Here is a 24,192-nt window from a genome sequence, read left to right as displayed (position 1 = left end):
ATTTTATTTATGCAGCAGGTTCATAAGATGATAGAGAACGAAGTGAATGAAGCAGGAAAGAGAGGACTTATGTCTTTTAATCATATTATAGGCCAGGAGGCGGCCAAGCAGCTGCTGCAAAACGCTCTGCGCAAGCACGCGGTCAGCCATGCCTATCTGTTTAGCGGGCCGGCTGGCGCCGGACAGCTGCAGACGGCGCTTGTGTTTGCCAAGGCATTGTTTTGTACGGAGCTTGAGGATGATGCCTGCGGACAATGTCTGGAATGCCGGAAGGTCGAGCACGGCAACCACCCGGATTTGACGATGATTGAGCCGGATGGCGCCAGCATCAAGATCGATCAGATCCGCGAATTGCAGCGCATCTTCTCATACCGCTCCGAGAACCGCAATCCGAAGGTGTACATTATCGACCATGCGGAGAAAATGACGACGCAGGCGGCCAACAGCCTTCTCAAATTTCTGGAGGAGCCGCAATCGCCGGCGGTAGCCATCCTTATTGCGGAGAATGGACAAGCGCTGCTGCCGACCATTCAATCGAGGGTCCAGACGGTGCCGTTCCGCTCGCTTTCTCCGCAGATGATGGAGCAGGCGCTGGTAGGGGAAGGATATCCGGCAGCCCTCGTGCGCTGTGCCGTTCACCTGGCTTCAGGACTTGACGGATGCAGGAAAATATTGAATGAGAATTGGTTTGCAGAAATTAGAAACGTAGTGTTACAATTAGGGAAGGAGTCTTTGAACCGAACCGGCCCTGCGATGATTACCGCGAGCCAGAAAGTGTTCAAAACCGAACTCTCCGATCATCTGGACGTTCTGTTCAGTTTGTTTCATTTATGGTTTAAGGACATGATTCATGTTCTGTACGGAAGGAAAGAGTCTCTCGTTTTCATAGATCAGGCGGAGTATATCTCTGGTCATGCGTCAGCCCGCAGCACAGCACAGTGGGTGTCCTATATGGATTTGGCCGCAGAGTGTCAGAAGAAGTTACGCTATAATGTCAATGGACAGCTCTGTGTAGAGCAGCTATTGATGGGTTTGGGCGGTAACACTCCGGCGTGAGCACACCCCCAGGCCCGAAGGATGGCCAATATGTACAGGCACAAGGGGGTTTATTTTTGTACAGTGTAGTGGGTGTCCGCTTTAAGAAAGCGGGCAAAATATATTACTTCGATCCGCTGGATCTACCCGTAGAGAAGGAGCAATCCGTCATTGTGGAGACGGCCCGGGGGATTGAGTATGGTCAAGTTGTGATAGGAAAGAAGGAGGTAGGTGAAGCTGACGTTGTTCTTCCACTGAAGAAAGTCATTCGCATCGCCGGCGACTCGGATGCCCGTGTGGTTGAGGAGAACAAGCAGGCTGCGAAGGATGCATTCACCACCTGTTTAAATAAAATTCGGGACCACGGACTGAAAATGAAGCTGGTCGATGTAGAATTTACTTTCGACCGGAACAAAATCATTTTCTACTTCACGGCCGAAGGCCGCGTGGATTTCCGAGAGCTGGTGAAGGACCTGGCCAGCATCTTCCGGACCCGAATCGAGCTTCGTCAGATCGGAGTCCGGGACGAAGCCAAAATGCTGGGCGGCCTTGGACCTTGCGGTCGCGTACTGTGCTGTTCCTCATGGCTTGGTGATTTTGAGCCGGTATCCATTAAGATGGCGAAGGATCAGAGCTTATCGCTCAATCCGACCAAGATTTCCGGGCTATGCGGAAGATTGATGTGCTGCCTGAAATTTGAGCATGATAATTATGAAAGCGTGAAAGAGGAGCTTCCATCCGTTGGGAAGCTGGTCGTGACCTCGCTTGGAGAAGGCAAGGTTGTCGGTATCAATGCGGATAAGCGGACGGTGCATGTTCAGCTGTTTGAAATCGGGAAGGTCAAGGAACTGCCGATGGACGACGTGGTCATTAAATAGTCCAATAGAATGTTTATTTTCGGGGTGTAGACTTGGAGAAGAAAAACATTTTTGTGCTCATTCAAGAGTTGGAAACACAGATGGGACATATACACAGTGAACTGGGTGGACTCAAGCTGGTCATCAAGGAACTGCTGGAAGAGAACCATCGCCTCAGTCTTGAAAATGAACAGCTCCGGAAAATATTAAAAAGGGAAGTCAATCCGGCGGAATTGGAACACCCGGTAGCCTCGATGCCTCAGCCTCGTGCCGAGCAGGAGGATCAGGAGGAAGATGTGGTCGGGGAAGGATACGACAACCTGGCCCGTCTCTATCACGAAGGCTTTCACATCTGCAATGTGTACTATGGACATTTGCGTACGGAAGGGGATTGCCTGTTCTGCTTGTCATTTTTGAATAAATAAGAAGCCGTAGGGATATTGCCTACGGTTTTTTTCTAGCATTTGAAGGTTATACTGTAAGGGATCTTCAGGCTCCTTGCATTTGGTGAACACCGCGAAATAAAATTATGAGCACGAAGGGATCGGAGTCTCAATCCCGACACGTGCCCCTAACTATCAAGCCAAAGGGTTGAAACTATGAAATTGAAGGACGTACATTTACATCCATCCGAGCGGATTGATGATCTGCTGACGCATGAGCTCGGAATCATCCAAAGCGAGGAGGTGTTCAGCTTCTCTATGGATGCGGTGCTGCTTGCACGGTTTGCCAGCATCCCGCGGAGAGGGAAGATTCTTGATATGTGCACCGGGAATGGAGTGATTCCTATTCTCTTGTCCACACGGACAGGCGCACCGATCGAAGGGATCGAAATACAGCCGAGACTGGCCGATATGGCAAGACGAAGCGTCTATATGAATGATCTTGAGCACCAAATCACGATCCGGGAAGGCGACTTGAGAGAGCTGTACAAGGAGACGGGATATGGCGCATACGACGTGATCACGGTGAATCCTCCATATATGCCGATGAACGGCAGCGACATCAAGCTGAATCCGCATCAAGCCATTGCCAGACATGAGATTCATTGTACGCTGGAGGAAGTGATTGCTTCCTGCTCCAGGCTGCTTCGTCAAGGCGGGAAAATGAGCATGGTGCACAAGCCGCTGCGACTGGCCGAGATTATAACGCTTATGAGTAAATACCGGATTGAGCCGAAGGTGATCCGTTTTGTTCACCCCCGTGCCCATCTGGAAGCCAATATGGTGTTGATCGAGGGCATACGGGACGGGAAGCCCGAGGTTCGCCTACGGCCGCCGCTCATCGTTTATGACGAGCAGGGGAAATACTGCGCCGAATTTATGGACATATATTATGGAACGAATGAGGATGATCAAGCATGAGGATATCATTGCAGCGAAGCTTTGAATCGCCAGGTGCAGGGAGCACCGGATCGTTATTTTTGGTTGCAACCCCGATCGGCAATTTGGAGGATATGACCTACCGGGCGGTACGCGTTCTTAAGGAATGCGATATCATTGCGGCGGAGGATACAAGACAGAGCAGGAAACTGCTTACGCATTTTGAAATTCCATCCAAGCCATTGTTTAGTTATCATGAGCATAATAAGGCGGCAAGCGGCCCTGAAATTATACGATATATAATAGAAGGAAAAAATGTAGCGCTCGTGAGCGATGCCGGTCTGCCGGCGATTTCCGACCCTGGCACCGACCTCGTGGCACTGGCGATTGAAGCCGGAATATCGGTCATTCCGGTTCCCGGAGCAAATGCCGCGTTATCGGCGTTAATCGCATCGGGCCTGCCAACCGAACGGTTTACGTTTATCGGATTTTTGCCCAGGGAACGCAAAGACATTGTGGCACAGTTAAACGCGCTGCAATCGGCCCAGGGAACGCTGATCTTCTATGAATCCCCGCATCGCATCAAGAAGACCTTAGAGCTAATGAAGGAGGTTCTGGGCGATCGAAAGATTACGCTGGCCCGGGAGCTCACCAAGCGCTATGAGGAATTTGCCCGTGGAACCGTGGAAGCATGCCTATCCTGGCTAGAGGAGCATCCGCCTCTGGGCGAGTACTGCGTGGTGGTGGAGGGCAGAAACCCCGAGGATGAGCGGATGGAGCTAAATGCTTGGTGGCAGGAGCTTTCCTTAGAGGAGCATGTCGGCAGATATGAGCAGGAGGGATTGAGCCGTAAGGAGGCCATGAAGAAAACAGCGGCAGACCGCGGCGTATCGAAGCGGGATATCTATAATGCGCTGCTGGGGGATTAATTTTAGTAGCCTGCTGCGCAAGTGACTAAGAGGTGGTCCCCGCAGCCTGCCGAAGTCAACAACTGCCCGGGGCACATTTAATCTGAACTAGGCCGTCTCTGACGAACAATATCATTTTCCTCATGATCGCGGTGAGGATTTACATAGCGTTATGCCGACCGCGGGAAATTGCGCATAAAAAAAGACCTTCCTGCGGCCGGGTTCATAGCCGAGGAAGGCACCAAGGAGATATGAAAAAGGTTAGAATTAACAAAATGTGATTGTGTACCTATTATATACTAATATCTTTAATTTGTCACAGGTGTAGGGATTTCCGAGATACATTCATGGCAAACGATTTTACCTTTGAAGTACGTAACGTTCTCAGCATTGCCGCAGAAGATGCACGCAGGCTCATACTTCTTCAGCATGATGCGTTCACCGTCCACATAAATTTCAAGAGCGTCCTTCTCGCCAATGCCGAGTGTACGGCGCAGTTCGATTGGAATAACGACCCGTCCAAGCTCATCGACTTTCCTTACAATTCCTGTTGATTTCATCATAACTTATTAATGCCCCTCTCGCCATAATTTAAAAAAGTCATAATTCGACATAGTTCTATTTTTTATGTTATTTATAGTACCAACGATTCCCAAAACAGTCAACCTATATTTTTGAGATTTCGGAACCTATTTACGAAAATATAGTGAAATAAACCGCTGTCCTACAACGAAGTTACCATTTTTGAACCAAAAAACGCTTCACTTTTCAATATGTCGATTTGGAAAGCGCCAAATTACCTAATTCGACATTGTTCGACATTAGATGTCAAAAGAAGTGAAAATAGTCCAAGTCCTAAATTTATGACTTAAGGAGTGATTTATGATGCGCCTGCCAATCTCAGAGGAAAAAGTGTTTAAAGATCCGGTTCATAATTATATTCATGTACAGGATGATATTATCTGGCGGTTAATCGACACGCCGGAATTTCAGCGGCTTCGCCGGGTCAGGCAACTGGGCACGTCCTATCTGACGTTTCATGGCGCAGAGCACAGCCGATTCTCCCATTCCTTGGGTGTCTATGAAATTACAAGAAGAATCATCTCGCAATTCGAGCGAAGAGGATACTCCGATTGGCCTGCGGAAGAGAGACAAGTGGCCCTATGTGCAGCGCTCTTGCATGATCTCGGGCACGGACCATTTTCCCATTCTATAGAAGAGGCGTTTCAGATGAACCACGAGGATTGGACATGCCGGATCTTGCTCGGCGATACGTGCGTGAACAAGGTGCTCCTGGAGCTGGGGGAGGACTTCCCGGAGCGGGTCGCTTCCGTCATCCGCAAGACGTATGACAAACCGATCGTGATGAATCTGGTGACGAGTCCGCTGGATGCGGACCGAATGGATTATTTGCTGCGCGATGCCTATTACACCGGCGTCAATTACGGGACGATCGACATTGACCGGATTCTGCGGATGCTGCGGCCGCACCGGGACCGGATCGTTGTGAAGGAATCGGGGATGCATGCCGTAGAGGATTATCTCATGTCCAGATATCAAATGTACTGGCAGGTGTATTTCCACCCGGTAACAAGAAGCTCGGAAATCATACTGCGCCAGATTTTCCGCCGGGCGAAGGAGCTCTATGAAGCAGGGTATGCGTTTCAGTTCATGATCGAACCGCTGCCGGCTCTGTTCGAAGGCCGCTTGACCGTTCAGGAGTATCTGCGGCTGGATGAGGCGCTCATTCAAACGGCGTTTCTGCAATGGACGGCCGAGCAAGACCAGCTCCTTAGCGAATTATGCGGCCGATTCATCCATCGGAAGCTCTATAAATATATAGAAATCGACACCGGCAATCCGGAGACAATCGACGCCATCCGCCAGGCGTTTCGGGAGGCGGGTCTTGATCCCGCGTATGATGTGGAGATTGATTTTCCGACCGATCTTCCTTATGATAAGTTTCATTCGGGCATGCCGTTGAACGAGAAGCAAATTCTGCTGCTGGACCGGCATGACCAACTTCGGGAAATTTCCGAGGTGTCCGATATCGTACGCTCCATTAGCGGGATCCATAAGGGCCGGAATTATCTATATTACCCAGAGGAGAGGGTAGAGCCGCTGCTTGACCGGATGCCGGCCGAAGTTGCGGATTTATTTCGCAGGCAGGGATGAGTCCGTTATATTCGATGGACCATGGCTTGGATCATGGATGGACCTGGTTCAAGGCCGGACGCACGAGGCATTGATAATGGACAACCATAGAACTGAATGATAAAGATTATGCTGGATAAGATACGATCAAGGATCGACAAGAAAGGAGTGGGAGAGAATATGCTGTTCGACACACACACCCATCTGGATGCTCCCCAATTCGACGAGGACCGGGAGGAAACCATTGCCCGGGCGCTTGAAGCCGGCGTCAGCCGGATGATCAATATCGGATTTAATCGTGAAACGATTCCGACCACGATGAAGTTGGCGGAGACGTATGATTTTATATATGCGGCGGTAGGCTGGCATCCTGTGGATGCGATCACGATGGAGGAGGGCGACCTGGAATGGATCGCTTCACTCTGCAGTCATGAGAAAGTCGTTGCGATCGGGGAGATCGGCCTCGATTATCATTGGGATACGTCTCCGAAGGAGGTGCAGCACCGGGTGCTGCGCAGCCAAATCGGACTGGCCCGGGAGCTCCGTATGCCGATTGTAATTCATAATCGTGATGCGCATGAGGATATCGTGAAGATTTTGAAGGAAGAGAAGGCTCATGAGGTTGGCGGCGTGATGCATTCGTTCTCAGGCAGCTGGGAAACGGCCAAGCTATGCCTGGATATGGGCTTTCATATTTCGTTCGGCGGGCCGATCACGTTCAAAAACGCCAAGCAGCCGAAGGAGGTTCTGGCCAAGGTTCCGCTCGATCGTCTGCTCATTGAAACGGACTCGCCTTACCTGACACCACACCCCTTCCGAGGGAAGCGAAATGAGTCCGCTTATGTGAAATTGGTGGCCGAGACGGCAGCCGAAATTCGAGGCATGTCCTTCGATGAACTGGTCCAAATTACCACTAAAAATGCCCTGGAACGATTTGGCATTTCGTGAAAACGGGAGCAAAAGCGATGAAATAGTGAGGAATTGCGATTAATTAAAGTTTTTTAACCTGAAAAGACGATTGTTTTACAATTTTTTAACCATTTACATCAAAAAATGTGCTTGATTGTTCCTTTACAACCTGCATGGAAACAGGATATCATCTTTTCAGTGATAAGAAGCTGCAAGTTTGCAAGCTGAAACTTCAGCGATCATATTTCATGAACCGTCTCGCTTAATCTCCGAAGTCTGGGGAACGGGGGAACCGATACTGCCGTGCATGGTAAACTGTCGTGCACGAGCCGTATATGATTTCTTTATCGGGTCTTTGGGGTGAATGTGAAGGTCCTCGCCATGAGCGGGCGACCGGATCTAGGGCGTCTCTCTTACGTCCGAACCCGACAGCTAACTCCGTAAGCGAAGTAAGAGGGGAATTCTCGTGCATACCATTTCCATGATTTCAATCATCAGGAAGCCACGTTAGAGCCTCTAGTACTCTTTCACGCTGGCTTCTTTTATTTTTGAATATTGGAGAAGGTGTCGTCATACTGTTGGTAAACAGGAGGTGATTCCTAGTGGTGAACGGGAAGACGGGGATTGACGCAGGGCGTTAGATAGATAGCAGCACGCCTTGCGAGAATAACTGCTATAGTCACGTCAAAGGCATTCATGCGTTACCTAAGACGGCGGGACTATGAAGGAGGATGGAATAGTGGGCATTTTTCAACCTGAAGAAACCCATGAATCACAATCATCCAGCATGTCTTACGCATTGCGATGGAAGCATGAGAATTTGCGTCAATTGATGATGCTCGGCGCCATGGGGGCTGTTACGGTATCACTTCTCGTATCGCTGGTTATCCATGATCAATCGGGCAAGCAAGTTCAAATTGTGGTCGATGGCCGCGTAACCACGGTAGAAACCAGAGGATCGTTGCTTCAGGAATTGCTGGATGAGCAAGCGATCACGCTGAATCCGCAGGATCAGGTCTCGATGCCTTTAAACGGGACGATCCAGGATGGGGACCGGATTATCATTGACCGTGCAATCCCAGTTAAAGTAACAGTAGGGGGCACCACCAAAACCATATTCACGACCCAGGACACGGTCGATAGTGTACTCAAAGAAGCTGGCATTACGATCAAGGGTGAAGATATAGTAAAGCCGTCACAGGACACCAAGCTTACCAGTGATATGGACATTCAAATCGTTCGGGTTACGAAGCAGACCGTATCGGAGAAGGAGAACCGTGAGTTCCGCGTCATCAAGACTGCGGATCCGTCGCTGGAGCGCGGTGATAACCGTGTCATTCAGCGGGGCGAGCCGGGCGTTCTCGTTCATCACTACGAGAAGGTGTACCATAACGGCAAGCTCGTATCCAAGACGAAGGTCTCGCAAGAGGTCGAGCGTAAGACGAAGGACAAAATTATTGCCGTAGGCACGAAGAAGGTAGAGAAGCCTGTCGTGCTTCAAGCGGCAGCGACTCCAAATGTGAAGTCTGCCCCAGCGAAGCTTACGGGCACTAGAAAGGTATCCACCGCCAAAGCGACGGAGAATAACGTCATCTCCAGAGCGGGTGTTGATTTCAAATACCAGAAAGTGCTGAATAATGTTTCAATGACCGCATATTCCGCTGAGCAGGCGGGAATCGGAACCCGCACGGCTTCCGGAACACGGGTAACCGAGGGCCGGACGATTGCAGTTGATCCGAGCATCATTCCGATCGGCTGGTGGGTGTACATCGAAGGCATTGGCTTCCGCCGTGCAGAGGATACCGGCGGAGCGATTAAGGGACATAAAATTGATGTGTATTACGATTCGCTGAAAGCGGCCATGAACTTTGGCCGGAAATCGGGGCGCACCGTTTATGTGATCGGTCCCGTAAAGCCTGATTTGAACTAATGAATCCCAATTTCTAATGACATTGCCATTCTAATGCTAACGAATTTAGCTTATAATAGATCATAATGAAGAAGAGGAGAAACTCCTCTTCTTTTGTTTTGCGGCGTATTGGTCGCATTTTTGGGGCCATCATGTAAAAAATACGCCGTATGGTTTCAGCCGATGCCGATTCAAGGAGAACGGTCGGACAGGCGGTATGTGTCCTTTTGGGAAGGAAGAGAGAACGTTATGATCCGAGAAGTAATTGTGGTTGAAGGCAGGGACGATACGGTAGCGATCAAGCGTGCGGTGGATGCCGACACGATCGAGACCGGCGGCTCTGCTATTAATAAGCATACGCTGCGCCGTATTGCCCTCGCGAAGGAGCGCAGGGGGGTTATTATCCTGACAGACCCCGATCATGCAGGGGAACGGATTCGCAAGATCATCGACCGTCATGTCCCCGGCTGCAAGCACGCCTTCATACCGGAGGCGGATGCGACGCGCAAGGGCGATATCGGAGTCGAGAACGCATCTCCGGAGGCTATACGTCATGCCCTGGATCGCGTCCACACCTCATTTGAGGGGGCGGAGAGTCAGATCAGCCTGGAGGATATGATCGATGCGGGGCTGACGGCTCATCCGGAGGCTGCAGCCCGGAGAATGTTCATGGGAAATGTCCTGGGTATCGGGTATTGCAACTCCAAGCAGTTCCATAAACGTATGGCGATGTTTCAAATATCGCGTGAAGAGTTTCTGGCGGCGCTTGCGCAGCTGGAAGAGGGAGGCCAAAGCTGATATGAACCGGATGGAAGATATATCGACACCTAGACGCACGAAGGAGATCATTGCCCGCCATGGCTTTTCCTTTAAGAAGAGCCTGGGACAGAATTTTCTGATCGACCAGAATATTTTGGGCAAGATTGTGGAGGCGGCCGGCCTTGATAAAGAGAAAGGTGCGCTTGAGATCGGTCCCGGCATCGGGGCGTTAACAGAGAAGCTGGCTCAGATGGCCGGAGCCGTTACCGCAGTAGAGATCGATCAGCGCCTGATTCCGATTCTTAAGGAAGTGCTGGAGCCTTACGATAACGTTAAAGTTCATCATGGAGATGTCCTTAAGGTGGATCTGCACGAGCTGTTCCGCCAGGATTTCGCGGAGGTGGGGAAGGTAAGCGTTGTCGCCAATCTGCCGTATTACGTGACGACCCCTATTCTGATGAAACTGCTGGAAGAGAAGCTGCCGCTGGAGAATATTGTGGTCATGATTCAGAAAGAGGTCGCCGAGCGGATGGCCGCAGCGCCGGGAAGCAAGGATTACGGAAGCCTCAGCATTGCAGTTCAATATTACAGCGAGCCGAAGCTCGTCTGCATCGTTCCGCATACCGTGTTCATCCCGCAGCCCAATGTGGAATCGGCCGTCATTCGGCTCGCGGTAAGGGAGGAGCCTCCGGTTTCGGTTGAGGATGAGTCCTTTTTCTTCGAGGTGGTTCAAGCCTCATTCGCCCAGCGGCGAAAGACGATTGCCAACAACCTGAAGAGCCGGTTCTTCGCCGATGAAGGACGCGAGCGGCTGGAGCAGCTGCTGGAGGAAGCGGGGCTCGATCCGAAGCGCAGGGGAGAGACGCTGAGCATCGAGGAGTACGCACGGCTGAGCAATGTCCTGTTTGAGGCGGGGATTCGTTAGAAACGGAACGAAGTGTGGTCTGTTCATGGCTTTAGGATATTCAATCAGGTCAAGGCAAGCCGCCTGAGGGAAAATTGCCGCCATGACGAACCAATGGCTCCATTAGCCCATACCATAGGGTAGGGGTGATGTTGTGATGAACTTGGGAGACTTGGTCGTTCGTAAATCCTACGGCGGCGATGTAACGTTCCGGGTAGAAGGATTGCGGCATAATCTTATCGTCATCAAAGGCACGGAATTCCGGCTGCTGGCCGACGCTCCCGCCGATGACCTGATCCAGGTACCGCATCCCGCCGTAAGCGAGCGAACGAAGCAGGCACAGATTAAGGCGAATGAGACGCTGGAGAGCCTGCAGAAGCGCCGACAGGAAGAAAGTGAGCGGCAGCTGAAGAGCCTTAGGAATAACGGCGGCCCGCAGGCTGCTAAAGGATATTTCGACGTTCCGGGCAAGGTCCTGCATCTGGACGGGGATCCCCAGTATCTGAAGAAGAGCATGGCGCTTTATAACCAGCTTCGGGTCCCTGCGGAAGGCCATTATGTGAATGAATCGGCGATGGCCGATACGTTGTATCGGCTCCTTCCGCGGGTTCGACCCGATATCGTCGTGATTACAGGTCATGACGGGGTTCTTAAGCGAAGACAGCCGTATGATTTATACAGTCTGGACAGCTACAAAAATTCGCATAACTTCGTATCGGCGATCCAGGTGGCCCGGCAATATGAGCGGAACCTGGATACCTTGGTTATCGTGGCTGGAGCGTGCCAGTCGCATTTTGAAGCGCTGCTGCAGGCAGGAGCCAATTTTGCGAGCTCGCCGGGCAGAATTCTCATCCATGCCCTAGACCCGGTCTATGTGGCCGCCAAGACCGCCTATACGTCGGTTCGGGAAACGGTCAACCTCAACGATGTAATCCACCATACAATCAGCGGCAGTCAAGGCGTAGGCGGAATTGAGACCAGGGGCAGCTACAGGATCGGCCTGCCGAGCCTCCAGGATCTGTCGACATTGAAAGTAACGCCTTCCGTCAGCTAAGCGGTGCTTTGTTCGGCGAGGCATTCGAATGCGAAGACGCAAGGATGATGAAGAACCGAATATAGGCTGAGAAAACCCCGGGCACCGGGGTTTTTTTACTTTGTTCTATACGGTGAAGAAAATTGTCAAATATCATACATAAAGCTTGTCGATTTAGCGCATATTAATGCAAATGGAAATGAGATTTGCCGGGCTAAAAAAAATACATTGACAACGTATTTTTGATGCTGATATAATTAATGTTTTTGATTTGACAAAATGCTGGAAGTTCGGTATAATGGACAAGGAAAGAGGTGGTCGTCGACAATGGCTAAAAATGCGCTGTTGGAAATCAAACGCAGTCTCGATGCCCATTTAGGGCAAAAAATTACGCTTCGGGCTAACGGTGGCCGCCGTAAGACCGTCGAGCGTACTGGTGTTTTGGAAGAAACGTACCCTTCTGTTTTCATTGTTAAGCTGGATCAAGACCAGCAGACCTTTAAACGCGTGTCTTACAGTTATGCCGATATTCTGACCGAAACCGTGGAAATCATGGTGACCGGCGATGACAACCAGATGCGAATCACCTATATCAAGTCATAACGACATGACGATATGTCACGAGAGAACAGCCTTCGTTAGCGGAGGCTGTTTTTGTTTTCCCTGGAGGGTTCCGGGTCAAGCAGGGATCATGGGGCGTATATCTGCCTTATAGAGCAGGGGGCCGAGGCAGGCTCTTTTACCGCCCGGCTTTCGCATAATCAGGAGAGGATGCCATCGACAGCCTGGAATGAGAGGAGATCCGGGTAGGCATACTAACCGGGAGCGGATCTTCTGCAGCGAACAACTTCCGGTGCCTGGGCAGAGGGATGATGCGAGCTGATTCGATGATGTCCGGTGGACCGAGGCTTGCTCGCTGAGGATGCGCTCGTCACTGCCGTTATGATCACGAAATCATCCAAGGAGGCGTTTAGGATGGGCCGGAGAAGACGCAGTATCATGTCAGAGCAGCTCAAGACTGAATTGGCAAAAGAGCTTGGATTCTACGATACGGTGGAGAAGGAAGGCTGGGGCGGCATTCGCGCGAAGGACGCCGGCAATATGGTAAAACGCGCGATTGAGCTTGCGGAGCGGGCTGCCAAGAAATCCGATCTCTAATCTGTTCGTAAGTGAATGCGGCAAGCAGCCCTCCGGTGACGGAGGGCTCTCTGTTCAGATCGGAAGACGTAAAACCGGGTCCATGACTTCGAAGCCCGAGTTTGTTAAGATAGAGGCAATAGAAGTTTTTCTCTGGATATGGTAAGTTCATGCATAGGGAAAAGCTAAGGATAGGTGAACGTTCTTGAAAATATACGAAAAAGCACCGGCCAAAATCAACCTGATGCTGGATGTGCTCCATAAGCGCCCGGATGGGTTCCATGAGGTGGAAATGGTCATGACCATGATTGACCTTGCCGACCGGCTCGAAATGTCGGAGCAGAAGCGGGACACCATCATCATAACGTCCCAGGCGGGTTACATCCCTCTGGACGAGAAGAATTTGGCCTTTCAGGCAGCAAGACTCATTAAAGAGCGCTACGACGTGCGGAAAGGTGTACATATCCACCTCGACAAAAAAATTCCGGTAGCAGCGGGACTGGCAGGAGGCAGCAGCGATGCGGCGGCGACCTTGCGGGGACTAAACCGCCTCTGGGGGTTGAATATCCCGAAAGAGGAGCTGCTTAAGCTTGGAGCTGAGCTCGGCTCCGATGTGCCCTTCTGCGTGAGCGGCGGAACCGCCCTGGCTACCGGGCGAGGCGAGGTGCTGAAGCCGATCCCGAGTCCGCCTCAGTGCTGGGTAATCGTGGCGAAGCCGCCGATCAACGTATCGACGGCAGAGGTATACGGACGACTGCGCAGTGATCAAATCCAGGCGCACCCGTCGGCGGAGCGGATGATCGGGGCGCTCGAGCAGGGCAGCTTCCACCAGATGTGCAAAGAGCTCGGAAACGTGCTGGAGGAGGTTACCTTGAAGATGCATCCGGAGGTTCAGCAGCTGAAGGAAGGCATGCTGAAGCTGGGCGCGGATGGCGCGCTAATGTCCGGCAGCGGCCCGACGGTCTTCGGTCTGGTATCCAGGGAGTCTAAAGTCGCCCGCATTTATAACGGCCTTCGGGGATTCTGCAAAGAGGTTTATGCGGTCCGTCTGCTAACCGGAAATGCATAAAATGGACACGGCTTCGGGGGAGAATTTCAATCTGAGTTGTATAAATACGTACAAAGATGTTATATTTAACATATAATATTCGGATTTAGCGAGGAATCCCAGTGAAAAAATTAAAACGAAGCGAACGATTGGTCGATATGACCCAATATTTACTATCTGAACCGCATACGTTGATTCCCTTGACGACGTTCGCCGAGCGTTATAGTGCGGCCAAGTCGTCCATTAGCGAGGACTTGGCGATCATTAAGGACGTATTTGAGAACGAGGGGCTTGGAGAGCTCCAGACTCTCGCCGGCGCCGCAGGAGGCGTACGATACATTCCGAAGCTGCGCAGAGACCACGCCCTCGCTTTTGCCGAGGAGCTGTGCAGGCAGCTGCAGCAGTCCGACCGGATTCTGCCGGGAGGCTATCTCTACATGTCCGATCTGCTCGGTCAGCCATCGCTTATGAACGAAGCGGGCAAAATTATTGCCACCGCGTTCTCCGACCGGGAGATCGACGTGGTGATGACCGTGGAAACGAAGGGCATTCCGCTCGCTTATGCGACCGCGGCACAGCTTAACCTGCCGGTCGTACTAGTCCGCCGGGACCATCAAGTAACGGAAGGATCGGCCGTAAGCATCAACTATGTTTCCGGCTCCCATAAAAGCATCCATACGATGTCACTGTCCCGCCGGGCACTCAAGGAGCGCTCCCGCGTCCTTATCGTGGATGATTTCATGAAGGCCGGAGGCACCATTCAGGGAATGGTCGACTTGCTTGGAGAATTTAATGCCGAAGTCGCAGGTGTGGGCGTATTGGTGGAGTCAGGGGCAGTAGAGAACGAGGAGAGGCTTCTTCAGGACTATATATCGCTAGCCCGATTGAGCGACGTGGATGCCAAAACCAAAATGATTACCGTGAATCCTGGAAATTATTTCGAGAAATAACATTGCATTTTTTGTCGATATAATAGCGTTTCCATCCGAATGGGCACGAAGTCTGTCGAAAATATCACATTCTAAAAAAAATTCCTGATTTTAGGACATTTTATAGGACAAAAAAGAAGGATTTCGTGTTTGCTGTGTGGAATTATACTACCCAAGTCTCTGATGGAAAAAGGTGGTGAACACATATGCAAATTACGGATGTCAGACTCCGCCGTGTTAACTCTGAGGGGAGAATGAAGGCAATCGCATCCATTACCATCGATAATGAATTTGTCGTTCACGACATTCGAGTCATCGACGGAAACAATGGAATGTTTGTCGCAATGCCGAGCAAACGCACTCCGGACGGAGAATTCCGCGATATTGCCCATCCCATTTCTTCGGGTACCCGCGAGAAGATTCAATCGGCTGTCCTGGCCGAGTATGAGCGTGCGGCTACAGAAGAAGAAGTGATTGAAGAAGGCGCTTAAGATTTACAATTGGGGTTCAAGGAAAAGAGAGCCATATTTGTGGCTCTCTTTTCTTTTTTTGTAGAATGAGATATATTCAGTAGTGAGTTCAAGAGGAGGAGGCATGGCCCTTGAAAAGATTTGCTATTGTGCTCGCCGCTGGGCAGGGCAAACGTATGAAATCCAAACTATATAAAGTGCTGCATCCTGTTTGTGGCAAGCCGATGGTAGGACATGTACTGCAGACGGTACAGCAGGTGAACTGTGAGCGCAGCGTTGTGGTGGTTGGACATGGCGCTGAAGCCGTTCGCACGTACCTGCAGGACGCAGCGGAATATGTTTTACAGGAGCAGCAGCTCGGAACGGGCCACGCTGTGAAGCAAGCCAAGGATCTTCTTGGCGGGGAAGAAGGCTCGACGATCGTGATTTGCGGGGACACTCCGCTTGTGACGTCAAGCACCCTGGAAAATTTGCTGAAACTGCATGAAAGTAATAACGCGGCAGCAACGGTATTGACGGCACATATGGATAACCCGAAGGGCTACGGCCGGGTCATCCGCGGCGGAGATGACAGCGTGCAGCGGATCGTGGAGCAGAAGGACTGCAGCCCTGCAGAGGATGCGGTCACTGAGATTAATACCGGTACCTATTGTTTTGATAATAAAAAGCTATTTGCTGCACTGGAAAAAGTGACGAACCAGAACGCGCAGCAGGAATATTATCTGACCGATTGCATCGGCATCCTGAAGGAAGCCGGCGAAACCGTGCTTGCTTATCAGACCGATGATTACGCGGAGTCGATCGGCGTCAATGACCGGTTGGCCCTCTCCGAAGCCGAAGGCTTCATGCGGGAGCGCATTAACCGTATGCATATGCTGAACGGGGTTACGATCATCGATCCGGCGTCGACGTATATCGGTGCCGATGTGACCATCGGAGCCGATACGGTGCTGTATCCGGGAACGGTGCTGAAGGGCAATACCGTCATTGGGGAGAACTGCGTAATCGGACCGAATTCGGATATTGAGGATTCTGCCATCGCGGACGGTGCCAGCGTCAAGCAATCGGTGCTGAGCAAGGCAGAAGTCGGAGCCCGCACATCGGTAGGCCCGTTTGCTTATCTTCGTCCGGGCGCCAAGCTCGGTGAGGACGTGAAGGTTGGCGACTTTGTCGAGGTGAAGAATGCAACGATCGACAATGGCTCGAAAGTGTCGCATCTTAGCTATGTCGGCGACGCCAAGGTCGGGAAAAACGTCAATATCGGCTGCGGTGCGATTACGGTCAACTATGATGGTTATAATAAGTCCGTTACCGAAATCGAGGACGACGCATTTATCGGCAGCAATGTCAATTTGATTGCGCCGGTCAAAGTCGGCAAAGGCGCGTTTGTGGTTGCCGGCTCGACCATTACCCAGTCGGTTGATGAGAATGATCTGGCCATCGCAAGACAGCGTCAGGAGAACAAGCCGGGTTATGCGGAGAAGATCCGGGCGCGCGCTAAAGCCAAGAAGAACAGGGAATCGTAATACGCCGGCTTCCTAAATTGACGTGAAGCGGTGATCGGATAGCCTAATTCAACGAACCAGCACGGAGGGTTTTTATTCTATGACTTATCTTGATTCTAAATTAAAAATATTTACGTGTAATTCCAATCCAAAGCTCGCCCATCAAATTGCCGACTATATCGGTATTCCGATGGGAGAATCGCTTACGACCAGCTTTAGCGATGGCGAAATTCAAGTGAAGCTCTCCGAGAGCGTACGCGGCTGCCATGTCTACGTTGTGCAGTCCACATGCCTTCCGGTGAATGACAACTTGATGGAGCTGCTGGTTATGGTGGATGCGCTCAAGCGGGCATCGGCAAAGAGCATCAACGTGGTCATCCCGTATTACGGATATGCCCGTCAAGACCGCAAGGCTCGTTCGCGTGATCCGATCACCGCCAAGTTGGTGGCGAACCTGATTGAGAAAGCCGGCGCTCACCGCGTCATTACGATGGACCTGCATGCGATGCAGATCCAGGGATTTTTCGATATTCCGGTGGATCATTTGCTCGGTGTTCCGATCCTTGCCCAATATTTCCGTTCGAAGCAAATCGAGAATCCTGTCGTCGTGTCCCCGGACCATGGCGGCGTCGTGCGCGCAAGGAAGCTTGCTGATTTCCTGAACGCCCCGCTGGCTATTATCGATAAGCGGCGGCCGGAGCCGAACGTCAGCGAAGTGATGAACATCATCGGACATATCGAAGGCAAGACCGCGATTCTGATCGACGATATCATCGATACTGCCGGCACGATCGTACTCGGCGCCAACGCGCTGATGGAAGGCGGCGTGAAGGAAGTGTATGCTTGCTGTACGCATCCGGTGCTGTCCGGTCCTGCCCATGAACGCTTGGAAAACTCGCCGCTGAAGGAAGTTGTTGTGACGGACACCATTCCAATCACACATCCGAATCCGAGCAGCAAGCTGACCGTGCTGTCTGTTGCTCCGCTCATGGGAGAAGCGATTATCCGGGTACACGAGGAATTATCCATCAGCAAATTGTTTGAAATAGAATAACAAACCTGGCCGTAAGGGTTACATCTTCTGCTTGCAGGAAATGTAGCCCTTGCCTGCTATCCTGACCTCGTGAATATTATGCATAGCAGGAAAGTAACCGTTTTCAAAAATGCGATATTCTAAATGATTTACCCCCAAGTTCATGGCAGGTGTCATCAATATCCAGGTCTTGAAATAAAGGTAAATGTATTGCGGTTGTACACCGTTCCCTCCAGCTCGACAAAATAAGCGTCGACGGCCGTGATCAGGCCTACGTCGACATGACACCCGAGCTCGTAGACTTGAACGGGGATGCCATGCTTCATATGGTATTGAAAATGGCTGTGATGCGTCAATTTCTGTTCATAATCTCTCAAAACCGATTCACCTTCTTATGAGGGCATAAATACCAATAGGTTTTGTTCATATTGTACTCGAAATACAGGTTAAGAAGAAAGTACTAATCGTGAAAGGAATTAACTGCGATGAAATGGATTGTCGGATTGGGAAATCCCGGTCCAGCTTATGAGAAAACACGCCATAACGTTGGGTTTATGGCATTGGATGCTCTGGCAGAGCGCCATGGCATGAAATTCAACCAAAGCAAATGCAAATCGGTCATTGCCGAGGGCATGATCGGCGGTACCAAAACGGTGCTGATCAAGCCGATGACCTTTATGAATCTGTCAGGCGAAGCGGTGCGGGCCTATATGGATTATTATAAGGCGCCGCTCGAAGATATGATTGTTGTCTACGATGATCTCGATACAGCCGTTGGGAGGATCCGTCTCCGGTATCAAGGGAGCGCGGGCGGGCATAACGGCATCAAGTCCATCATTCAGCATACCGGGACCCAAACCTTTAACCGCATCCGGATGGGCATCTCGAGACCGGAGCCGGGTTACGCCATCGTGGATTATGTGCTTGGGGCATTTCCAAAGGGCGAACGGGAGCAGCTGCAGAGCATGGTGGACATGACCTGCGATGCACTGGAGTTCAGCCTGGATCACACCTTTGAGCAGACCATGGCGAAATTCAATAACGCATAGCCACGCAGAATCATAGTCTGAAACGGGAGATTTCCGGGCATACTGAAGGGTATATACGACCTTCAGGAGGCATATGATGGCGATAACCTACGTTTGCAGACATTGTCGAGCCTTTCAGGGCCGGATCGATTCGAGCGTCATAACGGAAGAAAAGCTCGGATTCGATTCCTTGACCCCTGAGGAGCGCAAGGATATAATAGCGTATGATTTGAACGGCGACGTGATGGTTAAGGTCACCTGCGACCACTGCAGGGAGGCGCTTGAGGCCCATCCGGAGCTGAGTCTTTTGGCAAATCCCCTTCAATGAGCGTATAATGGGGTACAAGATAAAATATGGTAGAAGACATCAGGCGGCTTGCTTTGTTCGGCAGCCGCCGTGTGTTAGCCTTGGCAGCGTTGCCCAAGGCTTCTTTTCGGTTTTAATTTTACAACTGTCGTCTTAGCACGCAAGTGAGAACGAAATTGAATAATCCATTTCTTTTGCATAAGAGAGGTGCCCCCTTTGTTACAAGCACTTATTGATGTATTTTCGAAGGATTCGGATTTCAAATCCATTGCGGCCGGCGTAGGAACCGGAATGAGGGAGCAGCTGATATCCGGTCTATCCGGATCCTCCAGGCAAATCCTCATGGCCGCGCTGCATCAGGACCAGCAGCGCCCGCTGCTCGTCGTTACGCATAATATGTTCTCAGCCCAGAAAATCGCTGATGATTTACAGGAGGCGCTTTCACCGGATCAGGTGCTGCTCTATCCGGCAAATGAACTGGTTGCGGCGGAATCGGCCGTATCGAGCCCCGAGACTCTAGCACAGCGGATTGATGTCCTTGTCCGCTGCGCCAGAGGCTTCCGGGGTATTGTCGTTGCGCCGTTTTCCGGTGTGCGCCGTCTGCTTCCGGCACCGGAAGTCATGGCGGATGCCCGGATTACGCTTCAGGACGGAGGAACACTCGAGCTGGAGGCGTTCCTGAATCGGATGATCGAGATGGGCTATGAACGGGTGGAGCGCGTCGAAAGCCGCGGCGAGATGAGTGTTCGCGGCGGAATCATCGACTTCTATCCGATGACGGCGGCGATGGCGTACCGAGTCGAGCTGTTCGATGAGGATATCGATTCGATCCGAACCTTTGATCCGGCCGATCAGCGATCGATTGATAAGGTTCGGGAGGTCGTCATTACACCGTGCAAGGAGATCATAGCCGATTCGGAACGGCTGAACCGCACGGCCGAGGCGGTGACCCGGATGCTGGAGGCGCAGCTTGAGCGAATGACCGACCGGCAGGCCAAGCTTCGGCTGCGGGAAGAAATTCACCGGGAAGTGGAGATGCTTCGCGAGCGAATCTATTTCCCTGAAATCTATAAATATATTTCACTGCTCTATCCGGAGAAGACGCATCTCTATGACTACATGCCGAAGGATACGATTTTGGTGCTGGATGAGCCTGCAAGACTGCTGGAAACGGCCAAGCAGCTGGAACGGGACGAGGCGGAATGGAACCTGCATCTGCTTCAGCACGGTAAATCGCTGCCGGATCTTCCATTATCGCTGGATACCGAGGAGCTGATCTATCAGCATCCGTACCAATGTCTGCTCATATCGATCTTCCTGCGCCAGGTTCCGAGAATGCAGCCGCAGAATATCGTTAACTTCATTACGCGCGGCATGCAGGATTTCCACGGGCAGATGAATGTATTGAAATCGGAGATGGACCGCTGGAAGAAATCCGGCGTCCAGGTCATGATGCTCGCCGGCGATGCAGAGCGCATGGAGCGTATGCGCCGGGTGCTGAACGACTATGGCATTGACGAGCCTCTGATGTTCGAGGGCCATCTTCAGAACGGCTTCGAGATGCCGTCCGTTCATGCGGCTGTCATTACGGAGAGCGAGATGTTCTCTTCGAAGCAGCGCAAAACCCGCAAAACGACGAAAAGCATGGACAACGCCGAACGCATCAAGAGTTATACGGAGCTTAAGGTCGGCGACTATGTCGTGCATCAAAACCACGGAATCGGGAAATATATGGGGATCGGCACGCTCGAGATCAACGGGATTCATAAGGACTACATGCATATCATGTATGCGGGCGGCGATAAGCTGTCCGTTCCGATCGAGCAGATCGATCTCATTCAGAAATATGTCGGCTCCGAGGACAAGGAGCCGAAGATATACAAGCTGGGCGGCAACGAATGGACCCGCGTAAAGAACAAGGTCCGTTCTTCCGTGCAGGATATCGCCGACGACTTGATCAAGCTGTACGCTGAGCGCCAGTCGGCTCCGGGATACGGATTCGACAAAGATACGCCGGAGCAGCAGGAGTTTGAGGACATGTTCCCTTACGACGAAACGCCGGACCAGCTTCGCGCCATTGCGGAAATCAAGAAGGATATGGAGCAGAACCGTCCGATGGACCGGCTGCTGTGCGGAGACGTCGGCTACGGCAAAACCGAGGTGGCTGTTCGAGCGGCGTTTAAGGCGGCGATTGAAGGCAAACAGGTGGCCGTGCTGGTTCCGACGACCATTCTGGCCCAGCAGCACTATGAAACGTTCCGCGAACGGTTCGCGAACTACCCGATCAATATTCAGGTGTTGAGCCGCTTCCGGAGCCGCAAGGAACAGAATGAGACGATCAAGAAGGTAAAGCAGGGCGGTGTTGACATCCTGATCGGCACGCACCGGCTGCTTTCGCAGGACATCGTCTTTAAGGATCTCGGCCTTTTGATCGTGGATGAAGAGCAGCGGTTCGGCGTAACGCATAAGGAGAAGCTGAAGAAGCTGAAAACCAATGTCGATGTGCTGACCTTAACGGCAACGCCGATCCCGCGGACGCTGCATATGTCGATGCTTGGGGTAAGAGACCTGTCGGTTATTGAGACACCGCCGGAGAACCGCTTCCCGGTGCAGACGTATGTGGTGGAGCACAGCCAGACCCTGGTCCGTGAAGCGATAGAGCGCGAGCTGGCCAGAGGCGGGCAGGTCTACTACCTGTATAACCGGGTGCAGGGCATTCATGAGATGGCCGCGCAAATTTCGATGCTTGTTCCTGAAGCGAGAGTCGGCGTGGGCCATGGGCAGATGTCTGAGACCGAGCTGGAGAAGACGATCCTGGACTTCCTGGACGGGGAGTACGATGTGCTCGTCAGCACCAGCATCATTGAGACGGGCGTCGACATCCCGAACGTGAATACCCTCATCGTCCATGACGCGGATAAAATGGGATTATCTCAGCTTTATCAGCTGCGCGGGCGGGTAGGACGATCCAATCGAATCGCCTACGCCTACTTCACATACCAGCGGGATAAAGTGCTTACCGAGGTTGCGGAAAAGCGGCTTCAGTCGATTAAAGAATTTACCGAGCTGGGATCCGGCTTCAAAATCGCGATGCGCGACTTGTCGATCCGGGGCGCGGGCAATCTGCTCGGCGCGGAGCAGCACGGTTTTATCGCTTCGGTCGGTTTCGATCTGTACTCCCAGATGCTGGCAGAGGAAATCCAGAAGCGTAAAGTCAGCATGCTTGGCGAGACAGCTGCGCCGACCAAGGATTGGAACACCTCCATCGACCTGGGGATCGACGCGTATCTGCCGTCGGATTACATTTACGACAGTATTCAGAAGATTGAAATTTATAAAAAAGTGGCTTCCGTCACCACCATCGATGAATCGGCAGAGCTTGAGGACGAGCTGCTTGATCGCTTCGGCGAGCTGCCGCAAGCGGTAAACAACTTGCTTGCGGTTTCCCGATTGAAAGTGTATGGTCGTACGTACGGCATCGACTCCATTACACAGCGGGGAGACGATGTGCTGCTCCAGTTCTACGAAGGGCAGGATAAGGCAGTCAACACGGCAGCGCTTGCGCAAATTGGAAATCTGTTCGAAAGACGTGTACAATTTGAACAAGGGCCAGCCATGGTTATCCGGATCAAAGGCAAGGGTCTTGACGATCAACAATTGCTCGAGTTGCTGGAGAAGTTTCTGGAGGCTGCCAAGGAGCCATTTAACCTGAAGGGAGAACTACACAATGCCGTCAAGAAATAAAAGGGCATGGAAAACCTTTATCGTATCATTAACAGCCGTGCTGTCCATGTCGATGATCGCCGCTTGCGGAAAGGATGACAGCAAGGGGAATGAAGTGGATGACAGCAAAGTTATTGTCAAATATAAAGGCGGAGAGTTGACCGCGAAAGAATTCGATCTCGAGCAGCGGATGATTCAGTTCATGTCGCCGGAGTACGCACAATTCCTGCAGATGGACGAATTCAAGGAGTATTTGGCGAAGCAGGGAGTCGCTTATGAGTACCTGTACGCCAAAGCGGATGACAAAGCCAAGGAAGCTGCCGGGAAGCAGGCGGATGAGCTGCTGAATAGCAACAAGAGCAGAATGGGAGAAGAGAATTACAAGAAAGCGCTGGAAGCCCAGAAGCTGACTGAGGAGGATGTAAGAAATTACATGCTTCGCATTATGACGGTCGTGGAATACGAGAAGAGCCAAGTAACCGAGGACGATATGAAAAAGGATTTCGAGGCGACCAAGCAGGATTATACAAAAGTCAGCGTTCGTCACGTCCTCGTCGGCTTCCAGGATCCAGAGGGCAAGGAAAGACCGGAGGGCGAGGCGCTCAAGATTGCGAAGGAGGTGCAGTCCAAGCTGAATAAAGGCGAGGATTTCGCCGCAATCGCGAAGGAATACTCCGAGGATCCGGGCTCCAAGGACAAGGGCGGCTTGTATGAGAATGAGCCGGCTGGCCGATGGGTTCCCGAATTCAAGGAGAAGGCCTTGTCCCTTGAGCTGAACAAAATCAGCGATCCCGTCGAGACCAGCTATGGCTACCACATCATGAAGGTCGAGAAGCGGGAAGAAGTAACGTATGACAAGCTAACCGCCGAGGAGAAGGAAGGCATTCAGAACAAGCTGGCTTCAGGCAAAATCGATAACTTTATGCAGAATGAGCTCAGTGGTTTGATCGAGAGCATGAACCTGCCGAAGAGCGAGAACGCCGGGGACAAGCCTGCTGAAGAGAAGCCTGCGGAGGGCGGCGATGCAACGAAGCCTGCCGACGGCAGCGATGCGCCGGCTGATGGCGAGAAGGCACCGGCTGCCGGTACTGGAGACAGCGGGAAGTAGTCTGAAGCTTTGGCCTGCGCCAGCGTCTTTATAATGCCAGCCTCCGCTGCTGGTACGGGGGGCCTGGCTTTCCAAGGTCGATTTCATCATGACCATGCAGGCAGGAGCGCGGGC

The 24,192-nt window shown here is 51.8% G+C and carries 24 protein-coding genes and 1 riboswitch; of the genes, 22 read left to right on the top strand and 2 right to left on the bottom strand.

Going from position 1 to position 24,192, the window contains the following annotated elements:
* Positions 1-69: 69 nt before the first annotated feature.
* The 5 genes from holB to rsmI all read left to right on the top strand — a co-directional run bounded on the left by holB (position 70) and on the right by rsmI (position 4,143).
* A complete protein-coding gene (gene holB / locus NST44_RS05035) occupies positions 70-1,056 on the top strand; it encodes a DNA polymerase III subunit delta' (protein WP_040740326.1) in 987 nt (328 codons plus the stop codon).
* A 56-nt stretch (positions 1,057-1,112) separates the two neighbouring features.
* Positions 1,113-1,913: a PSP1 domain-containing protein gene (locus NST44_RS05030; protein WP_007132855.1), complete on the top strand. Its 801-nt coding sequence runs from the start codon at positions 1,113-1,115 to the stop codon at positions 1,911-1,913.
* A gap of 32 nt (positions 1,914-1,945) precedes the next feature.
* Entirely contained in the window at positions 1,946-2,317 is a 372-nt protein-coding gene (gene yabA / locus NST44_RS05025; protein ID WP_040740328.1) for a DNA replication initiation control protein YabA, read from the top strand.
* Positions 2,318-2,491: 174 nt separating this feature from the next.
* Positions 2,492-3,256: a tRNA1(Val) (adenine(37)-N6)-methyltransferase gene (locus NST44_RS05020; RefSeq protein ID WP_007132857.1), complete on the top strand. Its 765-nt coding sequence runs from the start codon at positions 2,492-2,494 to the stop codon at positions 3,254-3,256.
* Positions 3,253-4,143 (top strand): 16S rRNA (cytidine(1402)-2'-O)-methyltransferase, encoded by an 891-nt coding sequence (rsmI, locus tag NST44_RS05015; protein WP_340898083.1) that lies wholly within the window; start codon positions 3,253-3,255, stop codon positions 4,141-4,143. Before NST44_RS05020 ends, rsmI begins: the two co-directional genes overlap by 4 nt.
* A 287-nt stretch (positions 4,144-4,430) precedes the next feature.
* Here rsmI and NST44_RS05010 read toward each other — a convergent pair whose 3' ends face one another.
* Positions 4,431-4,685, bottom strand: coding sequence for an AbrB/MazE/SpoVT family DNA-binding domain-containing protein (locus NST44_RS05010; protein WP_006207408.1), 255 nt, complete (start codon positions 4,683-4,685; stop codon positions 4,431-4,433).
* 322 nt (positions 4,686-5,007) lie between these two features.
* On the opposite strand from NST44_RS05010, the gene NST44_RS05005 reads away from it, so the two are divergent.
* The 13 genes from NST44_RS05005 to NST44_RS04945 all read left to right on the top strand — a co-directional run bounded on the left by NST44_RS05005 (position 5,008) and on the right by NST44_RS04945 (position 17,933).
* Positions 5,008-6,297 (top strand): HD domain-containing protein, encoded by a 1,290-nt coding sequence (locus NST44_RS05005; RefSeq protein ID WP_340901417.1) that lies wholly within the window; start codon positions 5,008-5,010, stop codon positions 6,295-6,297.
* Positions 6,298-6,456: 159 nt separating this feature from the next.
* Positions 6,457-7,224 carry a TatD family hydrolase gene (locus NST44_RS05000; protein ID WP_340898075.1) on the top strand — a complete coding sequence of 256 codons (768 nt, stop codon included), beginning with the start codon at positions 6,457-6,459 and terminating at the stop codon, positions 7,222-7,224.
* Between the two features lie 210 nt (positions 7,225-7,434).
* A riboswitch (cyclic di-AMP (ydaO/yuaA leader) is annotated at positions 7,435-7,648 on the top strand.
* A 276-nt stretch (positions 7,649-7,924) separates the two neighbouring features.
* Complete coding sequence (locus NST44_RS04995; RefSeq protein WP_144871837.1) at positions 7,925-9,115, top strand: ubiquitin-like domain-containing protein; 1,191 nt, start codon at positions 7,925-7,927, stop codon at positions 9,113-9,115.
* 228 nt (positions 9,116-9,343) lie between these two features.
* A complete protein-coding gene (gene rnmV, locus NST44_RS04990; RefSeq protein ID WP_028406023.1) occupies positions 9,344-9,892 on the top strand; it encodes a ribonuclease M5 in 549 nt (182 codons plus the stop codon).
* 1 nt (position 9,893) lies between these two features.
* A complete protein-coding gene (rsmA, locus tag NST44_RS04985; protein WP_340898072.1) occupies positions 9,894-10,778 on the top strand; it encodes a 16S rRNA (adenine(1518)-N(6)/adenine(1519)-N(6))-dimethyltransferase RsmA in 885 nt (294 codons plus the stop codon).
* A gap of 136 nt (positions 10,779-10,914) precedes the next feature.
* Entirely contained in the window at positions 10,915-11,811 is an 897-nt protein-coding gene (gene yabG, locus NST44_RS04980) for a sporulation peptidase YabG (protein WP_251537916.1), read from the top strand.
* Positions 11,812-12,117: 306 nt separating this feature from the next.
* A complete protein-coding gene (gene veg / locus NST44_RS04975; RefSeq protein ID WP_007132865.1) occupies positions 12,118-12,393 on the top strand; it encodes a biofilm formation stimulator Veg in 276 nt (91 codons plus the stop codon).
* 372 nt (positions 12,394-12,765) lie between these two features.
* Positions 12,766-12,948 (top strand): small, acid-soluble spore protein, alpha/beta type, encoded by a 183-nt coding sequence (locus NST44_RS04970; protein WP_028406020.1) that lies wholly within the window; start codon positions 12,766-12,768, stop codon positions 12,946-12,948.
* 184 nt (positions 12,949-13,132) lie between these two features.
* Positions 13,133-13,996: a 4-(cytidine 5'-diphospho)-2-C-methyl-D-erythritol kinase gene (gene ispE, locus NST44_RS04965; protein ID WP_007132867.1), complete on the top strand. Its 864-nt coding sequence runs from the start codon at positions 13,133-13,135 to the stop codon at positions 13,994-13,996.
* A gap of 101 nt (positions 13,997-14,097) precedes the next feature.
* Positions 14,098-14,925, top strand: a complete 828-nt coding sequence (gene purR, locus NST44_RS04960) for a pur operon repressor (RefSeq protein WP_007132868.1) — start codon at positions 14,098-14,100, stop codon at positions 14,923-14,925.
* Between the two features lie 185 nt (positions 14,926-15,110).
* The gene (gene spoVG / locus NST44_RS04955; RefSeq protein WP_006207419.1) at positions 15,111-15,395 is read left to right on the top strand and encodes a septation regulator SpoVG; all 285 of its coding nucleotides are present in this window, start codon (positions 15,111-15,113) and stop codon (positions 15,393-15,395) included.
* A 110-nt stretch (positions 15,396-15,505) separates the two neighbouring features.
* A complete protein-coding gene (gene glmU / locus NST44_RS04950) occupies positions 15,506-16,900 on the top strand; it encodes a bifunctional UDP-N-acetylglucosamine diphosphorylase/glucosamine-1-phosphate N-acetyltransferase GlmU (RefSeq protein WP_028406018.1) in 1,395 nt (464 codons plus the stop codon).
* A gap of 79 nt (positions 16,901-16,979) precedes the next feature.
* Positions 16,980-17,933 carry a ribose-phosphate diphosphokinase gene (locus tag NST44_RS04945; protein WP_007132870.1) on the top strand — a complete coding sequence of 318 codons (954 nt, stop codon included), beginning with the start codon at positions 16,980-16,982 and terminating at the stop codon, positions 17,931-17,933.
* 155 nt (positions 17,934-18,088) lie between these two features.
* Here NST44_RS04945 and NST44_RS04940 read toward each other — a convergent pair whose 3' ends face one another.
* Positions 18,089-18,289, bottom strand: a complete 201-nt coding sequence (locus tag NST44_RS04940; RefSeq protein ID WP_007132871.1) for a hypothetical protein — start codon at positions 18,287-18,289, stop codon at positions 18,089-18,091.
* Between the two features lie 108 nt (positions 18,290-18,397).
* Here NST44_RS04940 and pth point away from each other — a divergent pair, with 108 nt between their 5' ends.
* The 4 genes from pth (at position 18,398) to NST44_RS04920 (ending at position 24,078) form a co-directional block, all read left to right on the top strand.
* The gene (pth, locus tag NST44_RS04935; protein ID WP_028406017.1) at positions 18,398-18,961 is read left to right on the top strand and encodes an aminoacyl-tRNA hydrolase; all 564 of its coding nucleotides are present in this window, start codon (positions 18,398-18,400) and stop codon (positions 18,959-18,961) included.
* Positions 18,962-19,037: 76 nt separating this feature from the next.
* A complete protein-coding gene (locus tag NST44_RS04930) occupies positions 19,038-19,268 on the top strand; it encodes an anti-sigma-F factor Fin family protein (protein ID WP_007132873.1) in 231 nt (76 codons plus the stop codon).
* Positions 19,269-19,463: 195 nt separating this feature from the next.
* Positions 19,464-22,991 carry a transcription-repair coupling factor gene (mfd, locus tag NST44_RS04925; RefSeq protein ID WP_028406016.1) on the top strand — a complete coding sequence of 1,176 codons (3,528 nt, stop codon included), beginning with the start codon at positions 19,464-19,466 and terminating at the stop codon, positions 22,989-22,991.
* Positions 22,975-24,078, top strand: coding sequence for a peptidylprolyl isomerase (locus tag NST44_RS04920; RefSeq protein ID WP_028406015.1), 1,104 nt, complete (start codon positions 22,975-22,977; stop codon positions 24,076-24,078). The genes mfd and NST44_RS04920 overlap by 17 nt, the downstream gene beginning before the upstream one ends.
* Positions 24,079-24,192 lie beyond the last annotated feature (114 nt).

The sequence above is a fragment of the Paenibacillus sp. FSL W8-0919 genome (assembly GCF_038003785.1).
GTDB lineage: Bacteria > Bacillota > Bacilli > Paenibacillales > Paenibacillaceae > Paenibacillus_AQ > Paenibacillus_AQ lactis.
The sequence above is the reverse complement of the archived record's forward strand: the minus strand, read 5'-3'. Positions and strand labels throughout refer to the sequence as shown.

What these genes read in the sequence shown, in the direction of transcription:
- yabG (WP_251537916.1), top strand. Translation starts at nt 10,915, where the DNA reads ATGAACTTGGGAGACTTGGTCGTTCGTAAATCCTACGGCGGCGATGTA.
- NST44_RS05010 (WP_006207408.1), bottom strand. Translation starts at nt 4,685, where the DNA reads ATGATGAAATCAACAGGAATTGTAAGGAAAGTCGATGAGCTTGGACGG.
- NST44_RS04970 (WP_028406020.1), top strand. Translation starts at nt 12,766, where the DNA reads ATGGGCCGGAGAAGACGCAGTATCATGTCAGAGCAGCTCAAGACTGAA.
- NST44_RS05005 (WP_340901417.1), top strand. Translation starts at nt 5,008, where the DNA reads ATGCGCCTGCCAATCTCAGAGGAAAAAGTGTTTAAAGATCCGGTTCAT.
- NST44_RS04945 (WP_007132870.1), top strand. Translation starts at nt 16,980, where the DNA reads ATGACTTATCTTGATTCTAAATTAAAAATATTTACGTGTAATTCCAAT.
- holB (WP_040740326.1), top strand. Translation starts at nt 70, where the DNA reads ATGTCTTTTAATCATATTATAGGCCAGGAGGCGGCCAAGCAGCTGCTG.
- NST44_RS05020 (WP_007132857.1), top strand. Translation starts at nt 2,492, where the DNA reads ATGAAATTGAAGGACGTACATTTACATCCATCCGAGCGGATTGATGAT.
- pth (WP_028406017.1), top strand. Translation starts at nt 18,398, where the DNA reads ATGAAATGGATTGTCGGATTGGGAAATCCCGGTCCAGCTTATGAGAAA.
- spoVG (WP_006207419.1), top strand. Translation starts at nt 15,111, where the DNA reads ATGCAAATTACGGATGTCAGACTCCGCCGTGTTAACTCTGAGGGGAGA.
- NST44_RS05000 (WP_340898075.1), top strand. Translation starts at nt 6,457, where the DNA reads ATGCTGTTCGACACACACACCCATCTGGATGCTCCCCAATTCGACGAG.
- rsmA (WP_340898072.1), top strand. Translation starts at nt 9,894, where the DNA reads ATGAACCGGATGGAAGATATATCGACACCTAGACGCACGAAGGAGATC.
- veg (WP_007132865.1), top strand. Translation starts at nt 12,118, where the DNA reads ATGGCTAAAAATGCGCTGTTGGAAATCAAACGCAGTCTCGATGCCCAT.
- rsmI (WP_340898083.1), top strand. Translation starts at nt 3,253, where the DNA reads ATGAGGATATCATTGCAGCGAAGCTTTGAATCGCCAGGTGCAGGGAGC.
- NST44_RS04930 (WP_007132873.1), top strand. Translation starts at nt 19,038, where the DNA reads ATGGCGATAACCTACGTTTGCAGACATTGTCGAGCCTTTCAGGGCCGG.
- rnmV (WP_028406023.1), top strand. Translation starts at nt 9,344, where the DNA reads ATGATCCGAGAAGTAATTGTGGTTGAAGGCAGGGACGATACGGTAGCG.
- NST44_RS04920 (WP_028406015.1), top strand. Translation starts at nt 22,975, where the DNA reads ATGCCGTCAAGAAATAAAAGGGCATGGAAAACCTTTATCGTATCATTA.